Consider the following 18260-nt stretch of genomic DNA (forward strand, 5'->3'; position numbering starts at 1 on the left):
TCGATACGGAAGGTCGGTTAAACATATAAGACCGTAGGTCATATTTCAACTCTTCTCCGCGGATCGACGACGTGGAAGAATCCAGAGATGGACTCGCTGACCTCCCCCGCCGGTGCGCGCACCGATCCGGATCGTCAGCGGGGCCGTCACCCGCACCGGCTGCAGGGCGCCCTCTTCCAGTCGATCGGGGATGAAGGCCGTGCGGAGCTCGTCGTGCGCCGGCTCGTGGACGCCATCCACCGCGGTCACCTGCGGGCCGGTGAGCGGCTCCCATCCGAATCCGACCTCGCGCGCAGCTTCGGTGTCGCACCGGTCACCGTGCGGGAGGCTCTGCTCACGCTGCGCGGCCAGGGACTGATCGTCACGCGTCGTGGACGCAACGGGGGCAGCTTCGTCGTCGACGACGCCGATCCGCTCGCCTTCGCGCACGATGCGCTCATGCGCATGTCGCGGCTCGCGCTGCGTGACATGGGCGCGCACTACAGTGCGATCACGGCCGCCGCCGTCCGTCTCGCCGCACGGCGCGCGGATGTCAGCGAAGCCGGCCGGGTGCGCCGTCGCCTCGAGCTGGTCGACGATCTCGACGTCGACCAGCAGCGCCGCCTCCTCGATGATGTGCTCGTCGAGCTCGTCTCGCTGAGCCAGTCGGCCCGTCTGACCCGCGAGCAGATGAAGCTGCAGGCCGAGTTCTCGCCCTACCTCCGTCTCGCCGCACCGGACGGCGCGGGACTGCGCAGTCAGTCGGCGGCGCTCGCCGCCATCATCAGAGCGGTCGAGGAGGGCGATCCCGACACGGCGGGAGCGCGCACCGAAGGTCTGGTCGTCGGCGTCATCGACGCTCTCATCCACCTGCAGAGCTCGCCCGCGAGCACCTCATGAGTCCCGCCCATCGACGTGCACTGGAGGACGCGATGAACACCCCCACGACACCCGCCGCCACCACACCCGCCCCCATGACACCCGAACCTGCGGATGCGGTCCGGATGGTCGAGGAGTACTTCGGCGCTCCGATCCGCATGCTCGACAGCTGGGTCGCCTCCTGTGCCGCGGAGCTCTCGGTCGCGCTCGGCGAGGGTTCGCTGACCCGGCCCCGGTTCGACGCGATCGTCGAGCCGTACGCCGCGCGCACCCTGGCGCTGGACGCCGTGCCGGTCTACGGCGCCGGCTTCATCGCGGCGATCGATCTTCTCGCCGACGCCCGCAGCCACCTCGCCTGGTGGCAGGGCGAAGGCGGCCGGCAGCTGGTGCTCGCCTCGCAGACCGTGAACAAGGAGTACATCGACTACAGCGAACTCGAGTGGTACCGCGTGCCGATGAGCACGGGAGGACCGCACGTGGCGGGCCCGTACGTCGACTACCTATGCAGCGACGAGTACACGATCACCGTGGCCGTTCCCGCCAGTGACGGCGGGCGCCTGCTGGGTGTGGCAGGGCTCGACCTGCTCGTCGCCGAGGTCGAGCGAGAGATCATTCCGCGCTTCGCCTCGCTGGGCCAGCAGGTGACCCTCGTCAACGGTGTCGGCCGGGTCGTGGTCTCCACCGATCCGCGCTGCGCGACGGGTGACTCGGTGCGCGGCAGCAGGCTCGCCGACCTTCCCCGACTGTCCTGCGACGGCGTCGCGCTCGACGTGATCGTGGAGAGCGTCTGAGGTCGCGATCCATCCGGAGGTCTTGACTTCGTACCGAGGTCGAGGCACCCTGTCTGTAGATCAACTCAGCGCCCGGGAGTCTTGCAGGCATCGCCGCAGCACCGGGCGCTGAGTCTGTCTTCGCCCGGTGCGGAGCCGTCAGTACGCGAGCAGACGCGCCCTGGCATCCCTGGTACGCATCAGCAGAGCGTGCTCGTCCGCCGCGGCCAGCGGGTCGCGACCGGTGATCGCCCGCTGCCGCACGGCGGCGAGCGCCGCGGCATCGTGGATGAACGACTGCATCACCGTTCGGCGGTCGCCGCGCAGACCGGATGCCCAGCGCAGGCCCGTCCGCCGGCCCGCCGGGGTCGCCAGCATCTCGACCTCCTGCGGGGTGAACCATCCGGCGGCGGCGTACTCGCTCAGGCGCAGGCGCGTCAGACGCGTCTCCTCCCGGCGCAGCGCCAGGATCGCGATGATGAACCCGATAAACAGCGGAACCTGCGTGGTGATGTACAGCGCGAGGAAGTCGCCCAGCAGAGACGAGCCGTTCCAGTACGCGTGAAGGCCGACGGCGCCGACCAGGCCGACCGCACCCGACCCCACGGCGGACGCTGTGCTCGCACCCCGACGTGCGGCCAGGCCGATGGCGAATCCGGTCAGAGCGGTGAACATGGCGTGCGCGAACGGCGAGACCAGCCCGCGGAGGATGAACGTGACCGTGAGGTCAGCGGCACCGCCGGAGGTGAGGCTGGTGCCGAAGTACTGGATGTTCTCGGTGAACGCGAACCCGGCACCGACCAGCGCTCCGTAGACCACGCCGTCGACCGGCCCGTCGAAGGCTCGACGGCCGATGACGAACACCAGCAGCACCCCGAGGCCCTTCGCGAGCTCCTCGATCACGGGCGCCTGGATGACCGCGGCGAAGAACTCGTTGCGCTGCCCGACAGCCAGCGCGAACGCCAGATCGACCAGCAGGGTGATGCCGACGGCCGCCACGGCGCCCCAGGCGAGCGCGAAGACGACCAGGTTCTTCGGCTCGGGTTCCCACCGATCGATCATCCGCACGCCGGTGAGCACGATCGCGAGCGGCACGAACGCGAGGACGAGCCCGACGATCGACGCCCCCACGCCGAGGAACAGCGCGAAGTACGCGATCAGCGCGATCATCAGGAAGGCGAGCACGCCGAACGCCCACACCGACGCGCTCCGCCCGCGCCGCGCGGGCATCGGCAGGGCCGGCATGGCGGGTGCGGGTGCGGGTGCGGACGGCGCCGGTGGCGTGTACCGGGAACGGCCGGCGAGCAGCGTGGGGAACGGGTCCGACGACTGCGCGGCCGGGGGCCGTGCTCCAAAGCTCATGAGCAAAGCCTAGAGGCCGCCTCTGCCACGGGCGGCATCGCGACGGGTAGCGTAGAGGCATGCGTTTCGCCCATCTGCGCGCTCGCGATTCCGAGGACCTGCAGCTCGCCGTCATCGACGGCGCGGAGGCCATCCTCGTCAGCGACCTCCTCTCCCCCGCTCCGTCGACCCTGCAGCAGCTGATCGAGGGCGGCGACGAGCTGCTCGCGCAGCTGCGAGCCGCCTTCGCCTCGGGCGATGCGCCACGGCATCCGGTGTCGGGCATGCGCTTCGGCCCCGCCGTCGTCGCGCCGCCGGTCATCCTCGCCGTCGGCCTGAACTACGCCGCTCATTCGAGCGAGCTGGGCCTCAAGACCGACACCGCCCCCACGGTGTTCACCCTGTGGCCCAACTCGCTCGGCGCGCACGACGAGACGACGTCGTGGCCGCGCGCCCTGAGCGAATCCGTCGACTACGAGGCCGAGCTCGGCGTGATCATCGGCCGTCCCGCCAAAGACCTCACGGTCGACGAGGCGCTCGACGCGGTCTGGGGCTACACGGTCGTCAACGACATCACAGCGCGTGACATCCAGTTCGCGGAGGCGCAGTGGTCGCGATGCAAGTCGTTCGACGGCTTCACCCCGACCGGTCCCGTGGTCGTCACGGCTGATGAGATCCCCGACCCGCAGGACCTGCACATCTGGGCCGTCGTCGACGGGCAGACCGTGCAGGACGCCAGCACGGGGCAGATGGTGCGCAGCGTCGCGACGCTGATCGCGCACCTGTCGTCGTCGGCCACCCTGCAGCCGGGAACCCTGATCTCCACCGGCAGCCCCGGCGGCGCCGGCTACTCGCGCGATCCGCAGATCTTCCTGCGGGACGGCTCCACGGTCACGGTGGGTGTCGACGGGATCGGCGAGCTCACGACGCACTGCCGCACCCTGGGCTGATCCGCGTCGGTCGAACGCGAGAAGAGGCGGATGCCCCAGGGCACCCGCCTCGTCTCGATCTCCGGCGCTACGACTGCGGGAGGTCTTCCGCCGCGATCACGGGGATCGCCGCGGTGACGGTCTCGAGCCCGGACAGGCGCGCCGGCGAGATCTGCTTCATGACCTCTTCGCGCGACATCAGCCCTGCCTCGACGACGAGGTCGGCGACGTTGCGGTTGGTGAGCAGTGCGGTCTTGGCGAGCGCCGCGGATGCCGCGTAGCCGATGAACGGCGTCAGCGCCGTGACGACGCCGACCGATGCGCCCACCATCGCGCCGAGACGCTCGCGGTTCGCGGTGATCCCGTCGACGCAGTTCACCCGCAGCGTCCACATCGCCTGACGCATCCACGTGATCGACTGGAAGATCGAGTGCGCGATGACCGGCTCGAAGGCGTTGAGCTGCAGCTGGCCGCCCTCGACCGCCATCGTCACCGTGACGTCGGCACCCGCGACGGCGAACGCGACCTGGTTGACGGCTTCGGGGATGACGGGGTTGACCTTGCCCGGCATGATGCTGGAGCCGGCCTGCATGGCCGGCAGGTTGATCTCGCCGATACCGGCCTGCGGGCCGGACGAGAGCAGGCGCAGGTCGTTGCAGATCTTCGAGAGCTTGATCGCGTTGCGCTTCAGCGACGACGAGAACGACATGAACGCGCCGGTGTCGCTGGTGGCCTCGACGAGGTCGGTCGCGGTGCTGAGGTCGAGCCCGCTGATCTCGCGCAGGTGCTTCAGCACGGTCGGCGCGTAGTCGGGATGGGTGGTGATCCCGGTGCCGATCGCGGTGGCCCCCATGTTGATCTCGGTCAGCAGCGACGCGTTCTCAGTGAGGCGGCTGTGATCCTCGCCCAGGGTCGTCGCGAAGCCGTGGAACTCCTGGCCGAGGGTCATCGGCACGGCATCCTGCAGCTGGGTGCGGCCGACCTTGAGCACGTCGTGGAACTCGTTCGCCTTGCCGAGGAAGGACGTGCGCAGCAGGTCGAGCTCGTCGAGCAGCGAGACGAGGTTCAGCGAGAGGCCGATCTTCACCGCGGTCGGGTACACGTCGTTCGTGGACTGGCTGCGGTTGGTGTGGTCGATCGGCGAGAGGAAGGCGTAATCGCCCTTCTCCCGACCCGCCATCTCGAGGGCGACGTTGGTGATGACCTCGTTGGCGTTCATGTTGGTCGAGGTGCCGGCCCCGCCCTGGATCACGCCGACGATGAACTGGTCGTGGAACTCGCCGTCGATGACCCGCTGAGACGCGGCGTCGATCAGGTCGGCCTTCTCGGCGTCGAGGACCCCGATCTCCTTGTTCGCGCGAGCGCTGGCCTGCTTGACCATCGCGAGTGCGCGCACCAGATCGGGATACACCGAGATGGGGCGCTTGGTGATGGGGAAGTTCTGCTCGGCACGCAGCGTGTGCACGCCGTAGTAGGCGTCACCCGGGATCTCGATGCTTCCGATCGAATCGGTCTCTGTGCGGGTAACAACAGGCTCAGACGAGGCCATGTCACATCCTTGTGGGTAGTGGCGATCAGGGATTCGGGGGATGGCCCCAGTCTACGACGCTTCAGCGCGGGGGCTTGCGGGAGAACGCCTCGAGTCGCTGCTCCGGCGTGAGGGATGCCATGCGCTGCGCCCACTCGCGGGTGAAGTGATCACCGGTGGGCGCCTCGGCCACCGGCACCACGGTGTGCGTGATCGTGTCGGGGTACACGTGCACCAGCTGGAACGACTGCGCGCCATCCATCCCGTTCACCTCCACGGCGGGACGCGCGACGTTCATCGTGTAGCACGTGGCGGACGCGACGCTGACCGGGATGCCCGCGAACAGTCCATGCGAGGAGTAGTGCAGGTGACCGGCGAGGACGGCACGCACGTCGCTGCCCCGCAGCACGTCGGCGAGCTCGTCCTGGTGGCGCAGCTCGAGGATGTCGAACAGCGGGATGTGGCTCGGAATCGGAGGATGATGCATGGCCACGATCGTGCCGTGCGGTGCGGGCTCATCCAGCACGTCGCGCAGCCAGTCGAGCTGGGCGGCGTCGAGGTCGCCGTGGTGCCAGCCGGGAACGCTCGTGTCCAGGGCCACCAGTCTCAGCCCGCCGAGGTCCCACGCCCCGGTGATCGGCTGCTCGCTGGGCTGGAGACCGAGTAGGTGCTGCCGCAGCGCCGGGCGCTCGTCGTGGTTGCCCGCCACCCATACGACCGGGCAGCCGAGGTCGGCCGCGAGCGGTTCGACCGCGGCTCGCAGGCGGCGATACGCGTCGGGCTCGCCGAGATCGGCGAGGTCGCCGGTGACGACGATCGCCGCCGGATCGCTGCTCATCGCGCGGATGGCGTCGAGCGTGCGATGGAGGGTGTCGTCGACGTCGAACCGGCCTCCCAGCCGCGCACCGCCCGCGAGCAGGTGCGGATCGCTGATGTGCACGATGACGTGCGACGCCGGGGCGTGGCTGCCGAAGGCGAACGAGGCTGACATGCCACCAGCCTAGAACCGCCCTCTCGGGCGGACGCGTGTCAGTGGCCGACGACGATGAGCAGGATGCCGCCGAGGACGGCCGCGCCGCACACGACGAAGCAGCCGATCGCGGCCGCGAAGGCGAGCGTCTTCTGTCCTTCGCTGAGCGGGCTCTTGCGCGCCGCCTTGGCGGCCTGCTTGGCGGCGCGTCTGATCTCCTTCTCGGAGAGCACGGTGATGGCATCCGTGAACTCCGCGGGGGTGACCACAGGGACGCGCCCTGCCCGCACGAGCATCCGCAGACCCAGCGCGTAGAAGAGGACGATCGTGCCCGCGCCCAGCAGCGCCGCGAGGAACACGCTGACGAAGGCGCCCCAGTCGATGCTCATCGTGCGTCCTCCTGCTCGTCGACGGCGAGATCCCACTCGGCGAGCTTGGCCCGCGCCTTGCGGCTGGCGATCGCGCTCTCCCACTCCTGGGCGGCCTTCTCGGCATCGGCGAACTTCAGCGCGGCCTTGTCGGCCGCGCGCTTCGCCGCCTTGACCTCGGCAGGCGATGCGCCCGCCTTCTTGAGCTTCTTCGCCCGACGCGCGGCACGCTCGGCCTCATCGGCCTTGCGCTCGGCGCGCTCGAGGGCGCGCACGAGCTCCATGCGGCTGGCACGGCGCGTGGGCGCCGGCACCTCGGGGTGGTCCACCGCGAGTCCGGACTCCGCGACGTCGCTCATGGCGTTCGCGGACGTCACCGCGTTGCGACGGGAGTACATGAACAGGCCCACGATGATCACGAGCGCGAGCACCGCGTCGATCGCGACACCCCAGTTGCCGAACCAGATGACCAGCAGGGCGGCGAGGGCGCCGACGCCGCCCGCCGCAGGAAGCGTGAGCAGCCAGCCGATCGCGATCCGACCGGCCGTGGCCCAGCGCACCGAGGCGCCGCGCCGGCCGAGGCCGGAGCCGATCACCGATCCCGAGGCGACCTGCGTCGTGGAGAGCGCGAAGCCCAGGGCGCTGGAGGCGAGGATCGTCGCCGCGGTGGAGCTCTCGGCGGCGAAGCCCTGTGCGGGCTTGACCTCGGTGAGGCCCTTGCCGAGGGTGCGGATGATGCGCCATCCGCCGAGGTACGTGCCGAGGGCGATCGTGAACGCGCAGGCGACGATGACCCAGAACTCGGGGTTGTGGTAGTCGGAGCTGTTCGGGTCTCCGGTCTGCCAGCCGATCGTGATCAGCGCCAGGGTGATCACGCCCATCGTCTTCTGCGCGTCGTTGGTGCCGTGCGAGAGCGCGACCAGTGACGAGGTGAAGATCTGGCCCCAGCGGAACCCGGAGCGTCCGTCGGGCTTGCCGTCGTACCGGCGCGTCACCCCGTAGGCCACCTTGGTGGCGATGAACGCGATGATGCCGGCGGTGAGCGGGGCGATCACGGCGGGGAGGATGATCTTCGACAGCACCATCCCGAAGTCGATGCCCGTGGCCCCCACCCCGACGAGGGTCGCGCCGATGAGGCCGCCGAACAGCGCGTGCGACGAGCTGGACGGAAGACCCAGCAGCCAGGTGAGCATGTTCCAGGTGATCGCGCCGATGAGTCCCGCGAAGATCAGCGGGAGGAAGACCTGCGCTCCCATCTGGCTGATCGCGTCCTCGCGGATGATGCCACCGGACACGGTCTTCGCGACCTCGGTCGAGAGGAACGCTCCGACGAGGTTCAGCACCGCGGCGAGGAGCACCGCGGTCTTCGGCTTCAGCGCACCGGTGGCGATGGGTGTGGCCATCGCGTTCGCGGTGTCGTGGAAGCCGTTGGTGAAGTCGAAGAAGAGCGCCAGCGCGATGACCAGCACGACGATGAGGGCTGCGGTTTCCACCGGACTCTTTCGTTGGGACTGCCAGGGAGGGGCCGAGAGATCGGCGTGTGACGAACGAAGAGTTCACCGTGGGTTTGTCATCCGTTAAGGACCCGGATGAATCCTCCCACCCTGCCCGGTCGCGGTCAACTCGCCGGGTAGCGTGGCAGGGTGACCGATTCCCGCATCCAGCCGCCCGCGGCGGCCCGCCGCATCACCACGCGCTCCCACCACGGCGACCGCTTCGACGACGCCTACGAGTGGCTCCGGGGCAAGGACGATCCCGAGGTGATCTCGCACCTGGAGGCGGAGAACGCCTACACCGACGCGAGAACCGCTCATCTCGCGGGGCTCCGCGAGACCCTGTTCGAGGAGGTCCGCTCACGGGTGCAGGAGACCGACCTGTCCGTCCCCACGCGACGCGGCGACTGGTGGTTCTACAGCCGCACGGAGGAAGGCGCGCAGTACGGCATCCACTGCCGCACCGCCGCCCAGGACGACGACTGGACGCCCCCGGTGCTCGAGCCCGGAGTGCCGGTGCCGGGTGAGGAGGTGCTGCTGGACGGCAACGTCGAAGCAGCCGGACACGAGTTCTTCTCCCTCGGCGCGTTCGATGCCTCCGATGACGGCACCCGACTGCTCTGGTCCGTGGATGCCGAGGGCTCGGAGCTGTACACCGTGCATGTGCGCGACCTGGCATCCGGCGAGATGCTCGACGACGTGATCCCGAACACCGGGCAGGCGTTCTTCACACCGGACGGCACGGCCGTGCTCTACACGACCCGCGATGAGGCGTGGCGCCCGGACACCCTGTGGCTGCACCGGATCGGAACCCCTGTGCACGACGACGTGCAGCTGTTCCATGAGCCGGACGAGCGATTCTGGATGGGCGCGGGCATCACCCGCAGCCGCCGGTACCTCGTGATCGGCCTGGGCTCGAAGATCACCAGCGAGGAGCTGCTCATCGACATCGCCGAACTGAGCTCCGATCCGCTGAGCGCCCAGGCGCGGGTCGTGTGGCCGCGCCGAGACGGCGTGGAGTACTCGGTCGATCACGCGGTGGTCGACGGGCAGGATCGCCTGCTGATCCTGCACAACGCCGACGCCCTGGACTTCGAGCTCGTCTCGGTGGCGGCATCCGAGCCGCAGGGAGAGCGACGGGTGCTGATCCCGCACCGTCAGGGCAGGCGGATCATCGACGTGGACTGCTTCCGCGACTTCGCCACCGTCGAGTACCGCAGCGAGGGCCTGGTGCGGTCGGCGATCATGGATCTCGCGACGGGTGAGCTCGACGAGGTGGACTTCGACGAACCCCTGTTCGACGCCTACTTCAGCGCCAACCCCGAGTGGCACTCGCCCTTCCTGCGGATGACGTACACATCGTTCGTGACGCCGCCCCAGGTGCTCGACCTCGATGTCGCGACCGGCGAGAAGCACCTGCGCAAGCAGATGGCCGTCCTCGGCGGGTACGACCCGGCCGACTACAGTCAGCAGCGGGTCTGGGCGACGGCGCCCGACGGCACCCTGGTGCCGATCTCGCTGGTGTGGCAGCGCTCGTTCGGCGAGCCCGGTGTCGAGCCGCGCCCCCTCCACCTCTACGGCTACGGATCGTACGAGCACTCGATCGATCCGGGGTTCTCGACCATGCGCCTGTCGATGCTCGATCGCGGTGTGATCTTCGCGGTCGCTCACGTGCGCGGCGGCGGCGAGATGGGCCGACACTGGTACGAGCAGGGCAAGGAGCTGCACAAGCGCAACACCTTCACCGACTTCGTCGCGTGCGCACAGCACCTCGTCGACACCGGCGTGACCGCCCCCGAGCGGCTCGTCGCCGAAGGCGGCAGCGCGGGTGGACTGCTCATGGGCGCCGTCGCCAACCTCGCCCCCGACCTGTTCGCCGGCATCCTCGCCGGCGTGCCCTTCGTCGACGCGCTCACCTCCATCCTCGACCCCTCGCTGCCGCTCACCGTGGTCGAGTGGGACGAGTGGGGCGACCCGCTTCACGACCCCGAGGTGTACGCGTACATGAAGTCGTACACGCCGTACGAGAACATCCGCGAGGGTGTCGGCTATCCGCGGATCCTGGCGATGACATCGCTCAACGACACCCGCGTGCTGTACGTCGAGCCGGCCAAGTGGGTTGCGGCTCTGCGCTACGCGGGCGCGCAGGACGTGATGATGAAGTGCGAGATGTCGGCGGGCCACGGCGGGGTCAGCGGACGCTACAACTCCTGGCGCGAGCGCGCGTTCGAGATCGCGTGGATGCTGGACGTGCTCGGCCTGGCCGCCTGACGGACCGGTCGCTCGGGCATCCGACCGGGTGCCCGAGCGTCGTCTGCAGGGTTCAGCCGAACAGCGCGGCCGCTTCGTCGTAGCGGCTGCGCGGCACGGTGTTCAGCTCGCCCAGCGCCTCGGCGAACGGCACCCGGACGATGTCGGTGCCGCGCATGGCCACCATCTGCCCCCAGGCTCCGTCGACGAGGGCGTCGGCGGCGTGCAGGCCGAGTCGGGTCGCGAGGACCCGGTCGAACCCCGACGGGGATCCGCCGCGCTGGATGTGCCCCAGCACAGTCGATCGCGTCTCGATGCCGGTGATCCGCTCGATCTCCGGGGCGAGGATCTCGCTGATCCCGCCCAGGCGGGGGCGGTTGAACGCGTCGAGGCCCTTGTCGCTGTACGCCTCGTCCATGCCCTTGAGCGTGAAGCCCTCCGACACGACGACGAGCGGTGCGCGACCGCGGGCGGCGGCGCTGCTGACCAGCGAGCAGATCTCGTCCATCGACATCGGCACCTCGGGGATGCAGATGACGTGCGCGCCGGCCGCCATCCCGGCGTGCAGGGCGATCCAGCCCACGTGCCGGCCCATGACCTCGGCGACCATGCAGCGCTGGTGCGAGTCCCCGGTCGTGCGCAGGCGGTCCATCGCGTCGGTCGCGATGTTGACGGCGGTGTCGAAGCCGAACGAGTAGTCGGTCGCGCGCAGATCGTTGTCGATCGTCTTCGGCACGCCGAGCACGTTGATGCCGTCCTTGGCCAGACGGTCGGCGGCCGCGAGGGTCCCCTCGCCGCCGATCGCGACGATGCCGTCGATCCGGTGACCGTACAGGGTCTTGGCGATGTTCTCGGCTCCGCCGCGCGTGCCCTCGTACGGGTTGGTGCGGCTCGTACCGAGGATCGTGCCGCCGACCTTCGACAGGCCCTTCACCTCGTGGCGGGTCAGGGGGAAGAAGTCACCGTCGACGACGCCTCGCCAGCCGTCGCGGATTCCGACGAACTCGAGATCGTACGTCGTGGTGCCCTTGAGCACGATGCCGCGGATGACCGCGTTGAGGCCGGGGCAGTCGCCGCCGCTGGTGAGGATGCCGATCTTCATGCTGCTGCCTTCGTGCGTCAGGGGAACGGGTAGAAGAGGCGACACTGCCCGTTCTCGACCCTAGCGCCCCTCGGTGTCGAAAAGCCATTCCGCACGCGCGAAAACGAATGATCTTGCCAGCACTGTGGCCGCGATGCGGGATTCTTGGGCGGATCTCCGCAGAACAGACGAATGCGGGCGCTAAGAATCAAAGTTCTTAACGCCCGCATCGGAGTGCACGGCCCTAGGAGCCGAGAGCCTCCCGCAGCAGGTGCATCAGCGCGGCCATCTGCACCGACTCGCCCGGCTCCTCGACGACGGCCTCACCGTCGAGGGCACGCGCGGCGAGCCCCTGCTTCTGGTCGATCAGCTCGGCGATCTTCGTGTCGATCGTGTGCGCGGCGATGATGCGCCACGCGGTGACCGGCTCATCCTGGCCGATCCGGTGCACGCGGTCGATCGCCTGGGTCTGCTCGGCCGCGGTCCAGCTCAGCTCTGCGAGCACGACGTTCGAGGCGACCTGCAGATTCACGCCGACTCCGGCGGCGGTGAGCGAGCACACCGCGACGCCCACCTCGGGGTCGGTGTTGAACGCATCGATCGCCTGCTGACGCACGGGCGTGGTCTGGTCCCCTCGGATCGACACCGACCTGATCCCCGCTGCGGCGAAGTGCGCCTCGGCCTGATCCATCACGTCGATGTGCTTCGCGAAGAACACGACCTTTCCGACCGACCGCTGCAGCTGCGCGGCGTAGTCTGCGGCCAGCAACGCCTTCGCCTGCCCGATCCTGCGCACCATGGTGAACACGTTGTCACCACCCGCTCCGGCGGCCTTCGACTCCTCGAGCTCGTTGTGCGCGACCAGACGCACGATATCCTCGTCGATCCGGGTCGACACGGCCGGGCCGTGCGCAGCCGTGCGGGCTTCGACGATCCGGCGGTACTTCGCGGCCATCCGCTCACCCAGCTCACGCTCCGCCGCCCGGATGCCGCGGCCGAACTCGTCGTCCAGCTGCACCGGCAGATCGGCGATGAGCTTGTCGGGCAGGTCCGCGGCGACATCCTTCTTCTTCCGCCGCACGATGCCCATCGAGATCACGGCTTCGCGCGCCTCGGCGTAGAAGGACTTGTCGGCAGGCGTCAGACCCGTGGCATCCAGCTTCGCCATCAGCTCCGGCTCGGGCTTCTCGCCGTTCGTCCAGCCGAGGAAGCGCCAGATCGCGTCGAAGTCCTCGACGTCGTTGATCAGCGGGGTTCCCGTCAGAGCGAGCATCAGCGGCTTGCGCTCCCGGTCGCGGATGCGGGCCGCGAGGGCCAGCACGTTCTGCGAGCGCTGCGACGACAGGTTCTTGATGAAGTGCGCCTCGTCGACGACCATGCCCTTCAGGCCGATCGAGCCGAGCCACGACAGGTGCCGGTCGAGGATCTCGTAGTTGACGATGAAGACGTCGGCGAACGCGTCGATGTCGGTGCCGTCGCCCTGGATGACGGCGGCGCGACGCTGCGGCGTCCACCGCTCGACCTCGCGCGCCCAGTTCATCTTGACCACGTTCGGCACGACGACGAGCAGAGGGTAGGCGTTCGCGACCGAGGCGGCGAGCACCGACTGCGCGGTCTTGCCCAGGCCCGGCTCGTCGGCGAGCAGGAAGCTGCGATGCCCGGAGCGCACCGCCTCGACGAAGCGAGACTGGTGCACCATGACCTCGCGGCCCTTGGGCGAGATGTGGTCGTACTCGGGCGTCGGGGGCAGGTCCATCGTCGCCGCTCCCCCGCCGGCGCCGGATTCGAACGCCTTGTACAGCGGCCCCATCAGCTCCCACCCGTCGAGCCGCCGGCGTGGCACGGCCGCGGGCCGGGGGGTGAGGTCGGGGGCGAGGAACGGCGAAGCCAGCAGACGCGACTCGATCGACGGCGGGGTGACCTGCTTCTCGGCGAGAGCGGCCGGGACCACCGGGGTCTGCACGATCGGCGCGATGTCGGTGATCACCAGCTCCTCGGGTGCCAGCTCGGCCCCCGACTCCAGCAGCCAGTCGCGACGCATCCGCTTCGCGACGGGCGATGTGGCCTGGTCGGCTTCGAGCAGCTGGATCAGCGAGGTGTCGCGGGCGGCCGTCTTCGCGAGGATCGTGGCGACTCCGTCGAGCCGCTTGAGCAGCTCCGCGCGGGCGGCGTCGGTCACCTCAGGGTCGGCCTTCACCCTGGCGCGCTCCTCGCGCACCAGGAAAGCGATCACCTGGAACTTCACCCGGTTGGTCGGGCCCAGCTTGGCCCGCTGCGCCTTGGCCTCGATCTCGCGCACCTTGCGCGCGAGGATCGGGATCAGCGGCGCCTCTTCATCTCGACGGGACGTCTTCTTTCGCCGCTGGGCGGCGGTCGCCGTGCTCGGCATGCTCCTCCTGAGCGTGAGTGCCGAAGTGCCGAAGCGGCCTTCGGTTCGTTGCTGTCATCCGCGTGTGGCGCCAGCCAGGACCGTGCGGATCTCGGTGCTCGGCTGCACGCATACTGCGGCTGTCGACGAGCACTGCTAAGAGTTTAGGCCATCCGGCCCTCTCCGACCCAGATGATACGGCGAGTCGCCTGCCGGATCAAGCGATGCCGAGTCGCTCACGGGCGACCGACACGTCATCCGCCATCTGCACGATGAGCGCATCCATCCCCTCGAACGCCACCATCCCGCGCAGGTGGTCGGTGAACTCGACGGTCACGCGATGCCCGTACAGATCGAGTCCGGTCTCGTCGAGCACGTGCGCCTCCACCTGGCGGCGCTCGACGTCGTCGAACGTGGGATTGGTGCCTACAGAGATCGCGGCGGGATGGCGGATGCCCGTGGCGTGGTCGTGCAGCCAGCCCGCGTACACTCCGTCGGCCGGGGCCAGGGCGTCGATCATCTCCGACAGGTTGGCGGTCGGGAACCCGAGCTCGCGGCCGCGCTTGAGTCCGTGCACGACCTCGCCGCTCACGGTGACCGGCCGACCGAGCACGCTCGCCGCCTGCGCGACGTCGCCCGCGGCGAGCAGCTCGCGCACCCACGTCGACGACACCCGGCGGCCACCGCCTTCGGGAGTGACGTCGTCGACCACGTCGACGGTGAAGCCGTGCTGCGGACCGAGTCTGTGCAGCAGGTCCGGATCGCCCGCACCTCCCCGGCCGAAGCGGAAGTCCCGGCCGACGAGGATCATGGCCGCGTGCAGGGAGTCGACCAGGATGTCGCAGACGAAGTCCTCCGCCGGCAGGGATGCCAGCGCGCGGTCGAATGTCAGCACGAGCGTCGCGTCGAGATCGAGTTCTCCGAGGAGCTCGACCTTGCGCTCGGTGCCGACGACGTTCTCCGGGCACAGCTCAGGGCGCAGCACCTCGAGCGGATTGCGGTCGAAGGTCACGGCGACCGTGCGGGCGCCGATGGCGCGGGCGTCCTCCCGCATCCGCTCGATGACGGCTCGGTGTCCGACGTGCACGCCGTCGAACTTGCCGATCGCCACGACGCAGGGACCGAAGTCGGCAGGAACCTCAGCCGGATCACGGAAGACGATCATGCGGCCTCCGCCTGCGGGCGGTGCGTGCGCAGCCACCACAGGCCGAACACCGGCAGCACGAGCGGCACGAAGAGGTAGCCCATGCCGAAGTACGACCAGACGCTGTCGTGGCCGAACAGCGACGGCACCAGCAGGCTGAGCGCGCCGACCACGAGCACGCCGGTCAGCTCGAACACGATCGCCACCCAGGCGACCGTGTACCAGCCGCGCCGGCGGGCGAGCACCAGGGCGAGCGTCGCCAGGATGTACACCGCTGCCGCGAGCGCCGAGAGGCTGTACGCGAGGGGTGCCTCATCGAAGCGGCGGACGATCTGGACGAAGCTGCGACCGGTGGCCGCCAGCGCCATCACGGCGTAGACGATGACGAGAACTCGGCCGATGCCCGTCATCCGGGCGCGCGAAACGGTGTGGGACATTGCGTCGTCCATCTTACGCGCGACGACGGCCCCGACCGGCGCGGTCACGCGACCTGGATCGTCCAGATGGCGTTCATCCGCCAGAGCATGATCGCCAGCGACAGGCCGATCACCCCGAGGATGACCGTGCTCCACCGCGTGCGGTCGAGCAGGGCCCATGCCGCACCGCCGATGGGCAGCAGGACGGCCGAGACGAGGTACACCCAGAACTCGAGCAGGTCGCCGGTGGGCGGGTTGCCCGCCAGCGGGGCGATGATCGCCATGATCACCTGCACGATGAGCAGCAGCTCGACCAGCAGCAGGCTGCCGACGGTCCAGTCGCTCGGACGACGTCCGGCGAGTCCGGCGATGAGGCAGAACACCCCGGCGGCGCACGCGACGGCGATCTGGGTGATGGTGAACCACAGGATCATCGCTGCCCCTCCGGCATGTTCATGGCGCTCTTGATGTCCTTTCCTCGAGCCTCGACGACGCCGACGAGCAGGCCCTCGGGGTCGATCGCGGCGACCTCCGGTCCCGCCAGCCGCCCGGCCTGCCCGTGCAGGCGCTTGCCGTGGCGCAGGTCGGTCGCCTCGTCTGCCGTCACCGGCAGCACGGGCATGGTGCGCGCTGCCGCCTCGGCGGGGGTCAGTGTCCGCGCATCGGAGAGCGCGTCGATCCCGACCGCGTCGGCGATGGCGAAGCCGCCCACCCGGGTGCGCCGGAGCACCGTGAGGTGGCCTCCGACGCCGAGCGCCGCGCCCAGATCCCTGGCGAGGGCGCGGATGTAGGTTCCCGAGGAGCAGTCCACGACGACGTCGACGTCGACGACGCCGTCCTCGCGCCTGATATCGATCACGTCGAAGCGCGAGACGGTCACCTGCCTGGCCGCGAGCTCGACCTCTTCGCCGGCCCGAACGCGGTCGTAGGCGCGCCTGCCGTCGACCTTGATCGCCGAGACCGAGCTCGGCACCTGAGAGATCGCGCCGGTGAGGGCGGTGATGCCCGCGGCGATGCCTGCGTCGGTCACCGCGTCGAGGGCACCGGCCTCGACGCGCTCGACGATCTCGCCCTCGGCGTCGTCCGTGGAGGTGCGCATGCCGAGCCGGATCGTCGCGGTGTAGGTCTTGTCGGCGCCGACGATGTAGGTGAGCAGCCGGGTGGCCCCCTCGATACCGATCACCAGCAGCCCCGTCGCCATCGGGTCGAGCGTCCCGGCGTGCCCGACCTTGCGCGTGCCGAAGGCCCGTCGTGTGCGGGCGACCACGTCGTGACTGGTCAGCCCGCCGGGCTTGTCGACGAGCAGGATGCCGGGTGAGACCATTCCTCAAGCCTAGAGCGTGCGCCTCGGTGCGCCGACGGGACGAGCGGGGATGCCGTCGGCATAGGCTGGTCGGATGCTCGCGCCCTCATCGACGCCCGCGCCCGTGTGGCGTGGCGAGCTGCTGGACTGGTACGCGGCGACGGCACGTGACCTGCCCTGGCGGCGCGCGGAGTTCGCTGCGGATCACGGCGCCTGGGGAACCCTGGTGAGCGAGTTCATGCTGCAGCAGACGCCGGTGGCCCGGGTCATCCCGCACCTGGAGGCGTGGCTGCGCCGCTGGCCGACCCCGTCTGCGATGTCGAACGCCACCCCCGCGGAGGTCGTGCATCAGTGGTCCAACCTCGGCTACCCGAGGCGCGCGCTGTGGCTGCACCGGGCGGCGCTGGAGATCGTGGAGCGCCACGGCGGGGTCGTGCCCCGCGACGTGCCCGCGCTGCTGGCTCTGTCCGGGATCGGCGAGTACACCGCCCGGGCGGTGGCCGTCTTCCACTACGGAGACCGGCACCCGGTGGTCGACACGAACACGCGGCGCGTCATCGCGCGCGCCGTCGACGGCCGCTCCCAGCCCGGCCCGCCCGCGAAGCGGGATCTCGCGCGGATGGCCGAGCTGCTCCCCGACGATGTCGAGGAGTCGACCATCTTCAACGCCGCCATGATGGAGCTCGGCGCGGTGGTCTGCACGGCGCGTGCGCCGAGATGCGAGGTGTGCCCGCTGGCATCCGGATGCGCGTGGCTGACCGCAGGGCGACCGGACACCGGTGACACGCGTCGTCGGCAGGCGCGCTTCGAGGGCTCGGACCGTCAGGCGCGCGGGGCGGTGCTCCGCGCGCTGCGCACCGCTGAGGACCATCGCCGGGCGGCCGATGAGGTCGTCGCCGACTGGCCCGATCCCGTCCAGCGCGACCGCGCGATCGACTCGCTCATCGCCGACGGCCCCGTCGCGGCCGTCGGCGGAACGCTCATGCTCCCCCGCTGATCGGGATCAGTCCTCGTCCTCGTCGTCGCGCCGGTACGGGTCGGCTTCACCGGCGTGCGTCGCCGACGAGGCCAGCTTGGCCACCTCGGCGTCGCGCTCACGCGCTTCGCGCAGAAGGTCGGCGATGTGTCCGGCGCTCTCCGGCAGCGCGTCCGGGATGAACTCGAGCGTGGGCACGAGCCGCACGTTCAGCTGACGCCCGACCTCCTTGCGCAGCAGCCCGGTCGCCGAGGTGAGTGCGGCGCCGCTCGCCACGCGCTCCTCATCCGTGCCCAGCACGGTGTAGAACACGGAGGCGTGCTGCAGGTCGCCCGAGACGCGCACCTCCGTGATGGTCACGAACCCGAGACGCGGATCGCGCAGTCCCTTCTCGAGACGCTCGGCGAGGATGACGCGGATGCGATCCGCGAGTCGTGCCTGTCGTTCTCCAGCCATGTTCCTATC

The 18260-nt window shown here is 69.7% G+C and carries 17 protein-coding genes; 5 read left to right on the top strand and 12 right to left on the bottom strand.

Translation table 11 applies throughout. The features are described 5' to 3' along the window. The first annotated feature begins 87 nt into the window (after positions 1-87). Together H9633_RS00770 and H9633_RS00775 are read left to right on the top strand one after the other, a co-directional pair. The gene (locus tag H9633_RS00770) at positions 88-879 is read left to right on the top strand and encodes a FadR/GntR family transcriptional regulator (protein ID WP_191711757.1); all 792 of its coding nucleotides are present in this window, start codon (positions 88-90) and stop codon (positions 877-879) included. A gap of 32 nt (positions 880-911) precedes the next feature. Then, the gene (locus H9633_RS00775; protein WP_225211019.1) at positions 912-1649 is read left to right on the top strand and encodes a cache domain-containing protein; all 738 of its coding nucleotides are present in this window, start codon (positions 912-914) and stop codon (positions 1647-1649) included. Between the two features lie 138 nt (positions 1650-1787). Here the strand turns inward: H9633_RS00775 and H9633_RS00780 are convergent, their stop codons facing one another. Further along, complete coding sequence (locus H9633_RS00780; protein ID WP_225211020.1) at positions 1788-2990, bottom strand: PrsW family intramembrane metalloprotease; 1203 nt, start codon at positions 2988-2990, stop codon at positions 1788-1790. 59 nt (positions 2991-3049) lie between these two features. On the opposite strand from H9633_RS00780, the gene H9633_RS00785 reads away from it, so the two are divergent. Beyond that, positions 3050-3919 (top strand): fumarylacetoacetate hydrolase family protein, encoded by an 870-nt coding sequence (locus H9633_RS00785; protein WP_191711758.1) that lies wholly within the window; start codon positions 3050-3052, stop codon positions 3917-3919. Positions 3920-3986: 67 nt separating this feature from the next. Here the strand turns inward: H9633_RS00785 and H9633_RS00790 are convergent, their stop codons facing one another. The 4 genes from H9633_RS00790 to H9633_RS00805 form a co-directional block, all read right to left on the bottom strand. Continuing rightward, positions 3987-5447, bottom strand: coding sequence for an aspartate ammonia-lyase (locus tag H9633_RS00790; RefSeq protein WP_071642308.1), 1461 nt, complete (start codon positions 5445-5447; stop codon positions 3987-3989). Between the two features lie 61 nt (positions 5448-5508). Then, entirely contained in the window at positions 5509-6417 is a 909-nt protein-coding gene (locus tag H9633_RS00795) for a phosphodiesterase (RefSeq protein ID WP_191711759.1), read from the bottom strand. 38 nt (positions 6418-6455) lie between these two features. Then, positions 6456-6785 (bottom strand): peptidase, encoded by a 330-nt coding sequence (locus H9633_RS00800; RefSeq protein ID WP_071642304.1) that lies wholly within the window; start codon positions 6783-6785, stop codon positions 6456-6458. Next, positions 6782-8257 (bottom strand): inorganic phosphate transporter, encoded by a 1476-nt coding sequence (locus tag H9633_RS00805; RefSeq protein WP_083428659.1) that lies wholly within the window; start codon positions 8255-8257, stop codon positions 6782-6784. The genes H9633_RS00800 and H9633_RS00805 overlap by 4 nt, the downstream gene beginning before the upstream one ends. Positions 8258-8407: 150 nt before the next feature. Between H9633_RS00805 and H9633_RS00810 the strand changes: the two genes are divergently transcribed. Then, positions 8408-10528 (top strand): S9 family peptidase, encoded by a 2121-nt coding sequence (locus H9633_RS00810; RefSeq protein WP_318247160.1) that lies wholly within the window; start codon positions 8408-8410, stop codon positions 10526-10528. Between the two features lie 52 nt (positions 10529-10580). Here the strand turns inward: H9633_RS00810 and H9633_RS00815 are convergent, their stop codons facing one another. The 6 genes from H9633_RS00815 to truB form a co-directional block, all read right to left on the bottom strand. Then, positions 10581-11609 (bottom strand): ATP-dependent 6-phosphofructokinase, encoded by a 1029-nt coding sequence (locus tag H9633_RS00815; RefSeq protein ID WP_071642302.1) that lies wholly within the window; start codon positions 11607-11609, stop codon positions 10581-10583. 223 nt (positions 11610-11832) lie between these two features. Further along, positions 11833-13977, bottom strand: coding sequence for a DEAD/DEAH box helicase (locus H9633_RS00820; RefSeq protein ID WP_191711760.1), 2145 nt, complete (start codon positions 13975-13977; stop codon positions 11833-11835). Positions 13978-14173: 196 nt separating this feature from the next. Continuing rightward, complete coding sequence (locus H9633_RS00825; RefSeq protein WP_191711761.1) at positions 14174-15121, bottom strand: bifunctional riboflavin kinase/FAD synthetase; 948 nt, start codon at positions 15119-15121, stop codon at positions 14174-14176. Then, positions 15118-15510, bottom strand: a complete 393-nt coding sequence (locus H9633_RS00830; protein WP_191712884.1) for a hypothetical protein — start codon at positions 15508-15510, stop codon at positions 15118-15120. The genes H9633_RS00825 and H9633_RS00830 overlap by 4 nt, the downstream gene beginning before the upstream one ends. 71 nt (positions 15511-15581) lie before the next feature. Beyond that, positions 15582-15950, bottom strand: a complete 369-nt coding sequence (locus H9633_RS00835) for a hypothetical protein (protein WP_071642296.1) — start codon at positions 15948-15950, stop codon at positions 15582-15584. Then, complete coding sequence (gene truB / locus H9633_RS00840; RefSeq protein WP_191711762.1) at positions 15947-16840, bottom strand: tRNA pseudouridine(55) synthase TruB; 894 nt, start codon at positions 16838-16840, stop codon at positions 15947-15949. Before truB ends, H9633_RS00835 begins: the two co-directional genes overlap by 4 nt. A 73-nt stretch (positions 16841-16913) precedes the next feature. Between truB and H9633_RS00845 the strand changes: the two genes are divergently transcribed. Further along, positions 16914-17816 (top strand): A/G-specific adenine glycosylase, encoded by a 903-nt coding sequence (locus H9633_RS00845; protein WP_191711763.1) that lies wholly within the window; start codon positions 16914-16916, stop codon positions 17814-17816. A gap of 6 nt (positions 17817-17822) precedes the next feature. Here the strand turns inward: H9633_RS00845 and rbfA are convergent, their stop codons facing one another. After that, entirely contained in the window at positions 17823-18251 is a 429-nt protein-coding gene (rbfA, locus tag H9633_RS00850; RefSeq protein WP_191711764.1) for a 30S ribosome-binding factor RbfA, read from the bottom strand. Positions 18252-18260: the final 9 nt, after the last annotated feature.

Origin of the sequence: Microbacterium commune (assembly GCF_014836945.1) — a bacterium.
In the GTDB taxonomy this organism is placed as follows: Bacteria; Actinomycetota; Actinomycetes; order Actinomycetales; family Microbacteriaceae; genus Microbacterium; species Microbacterium commune.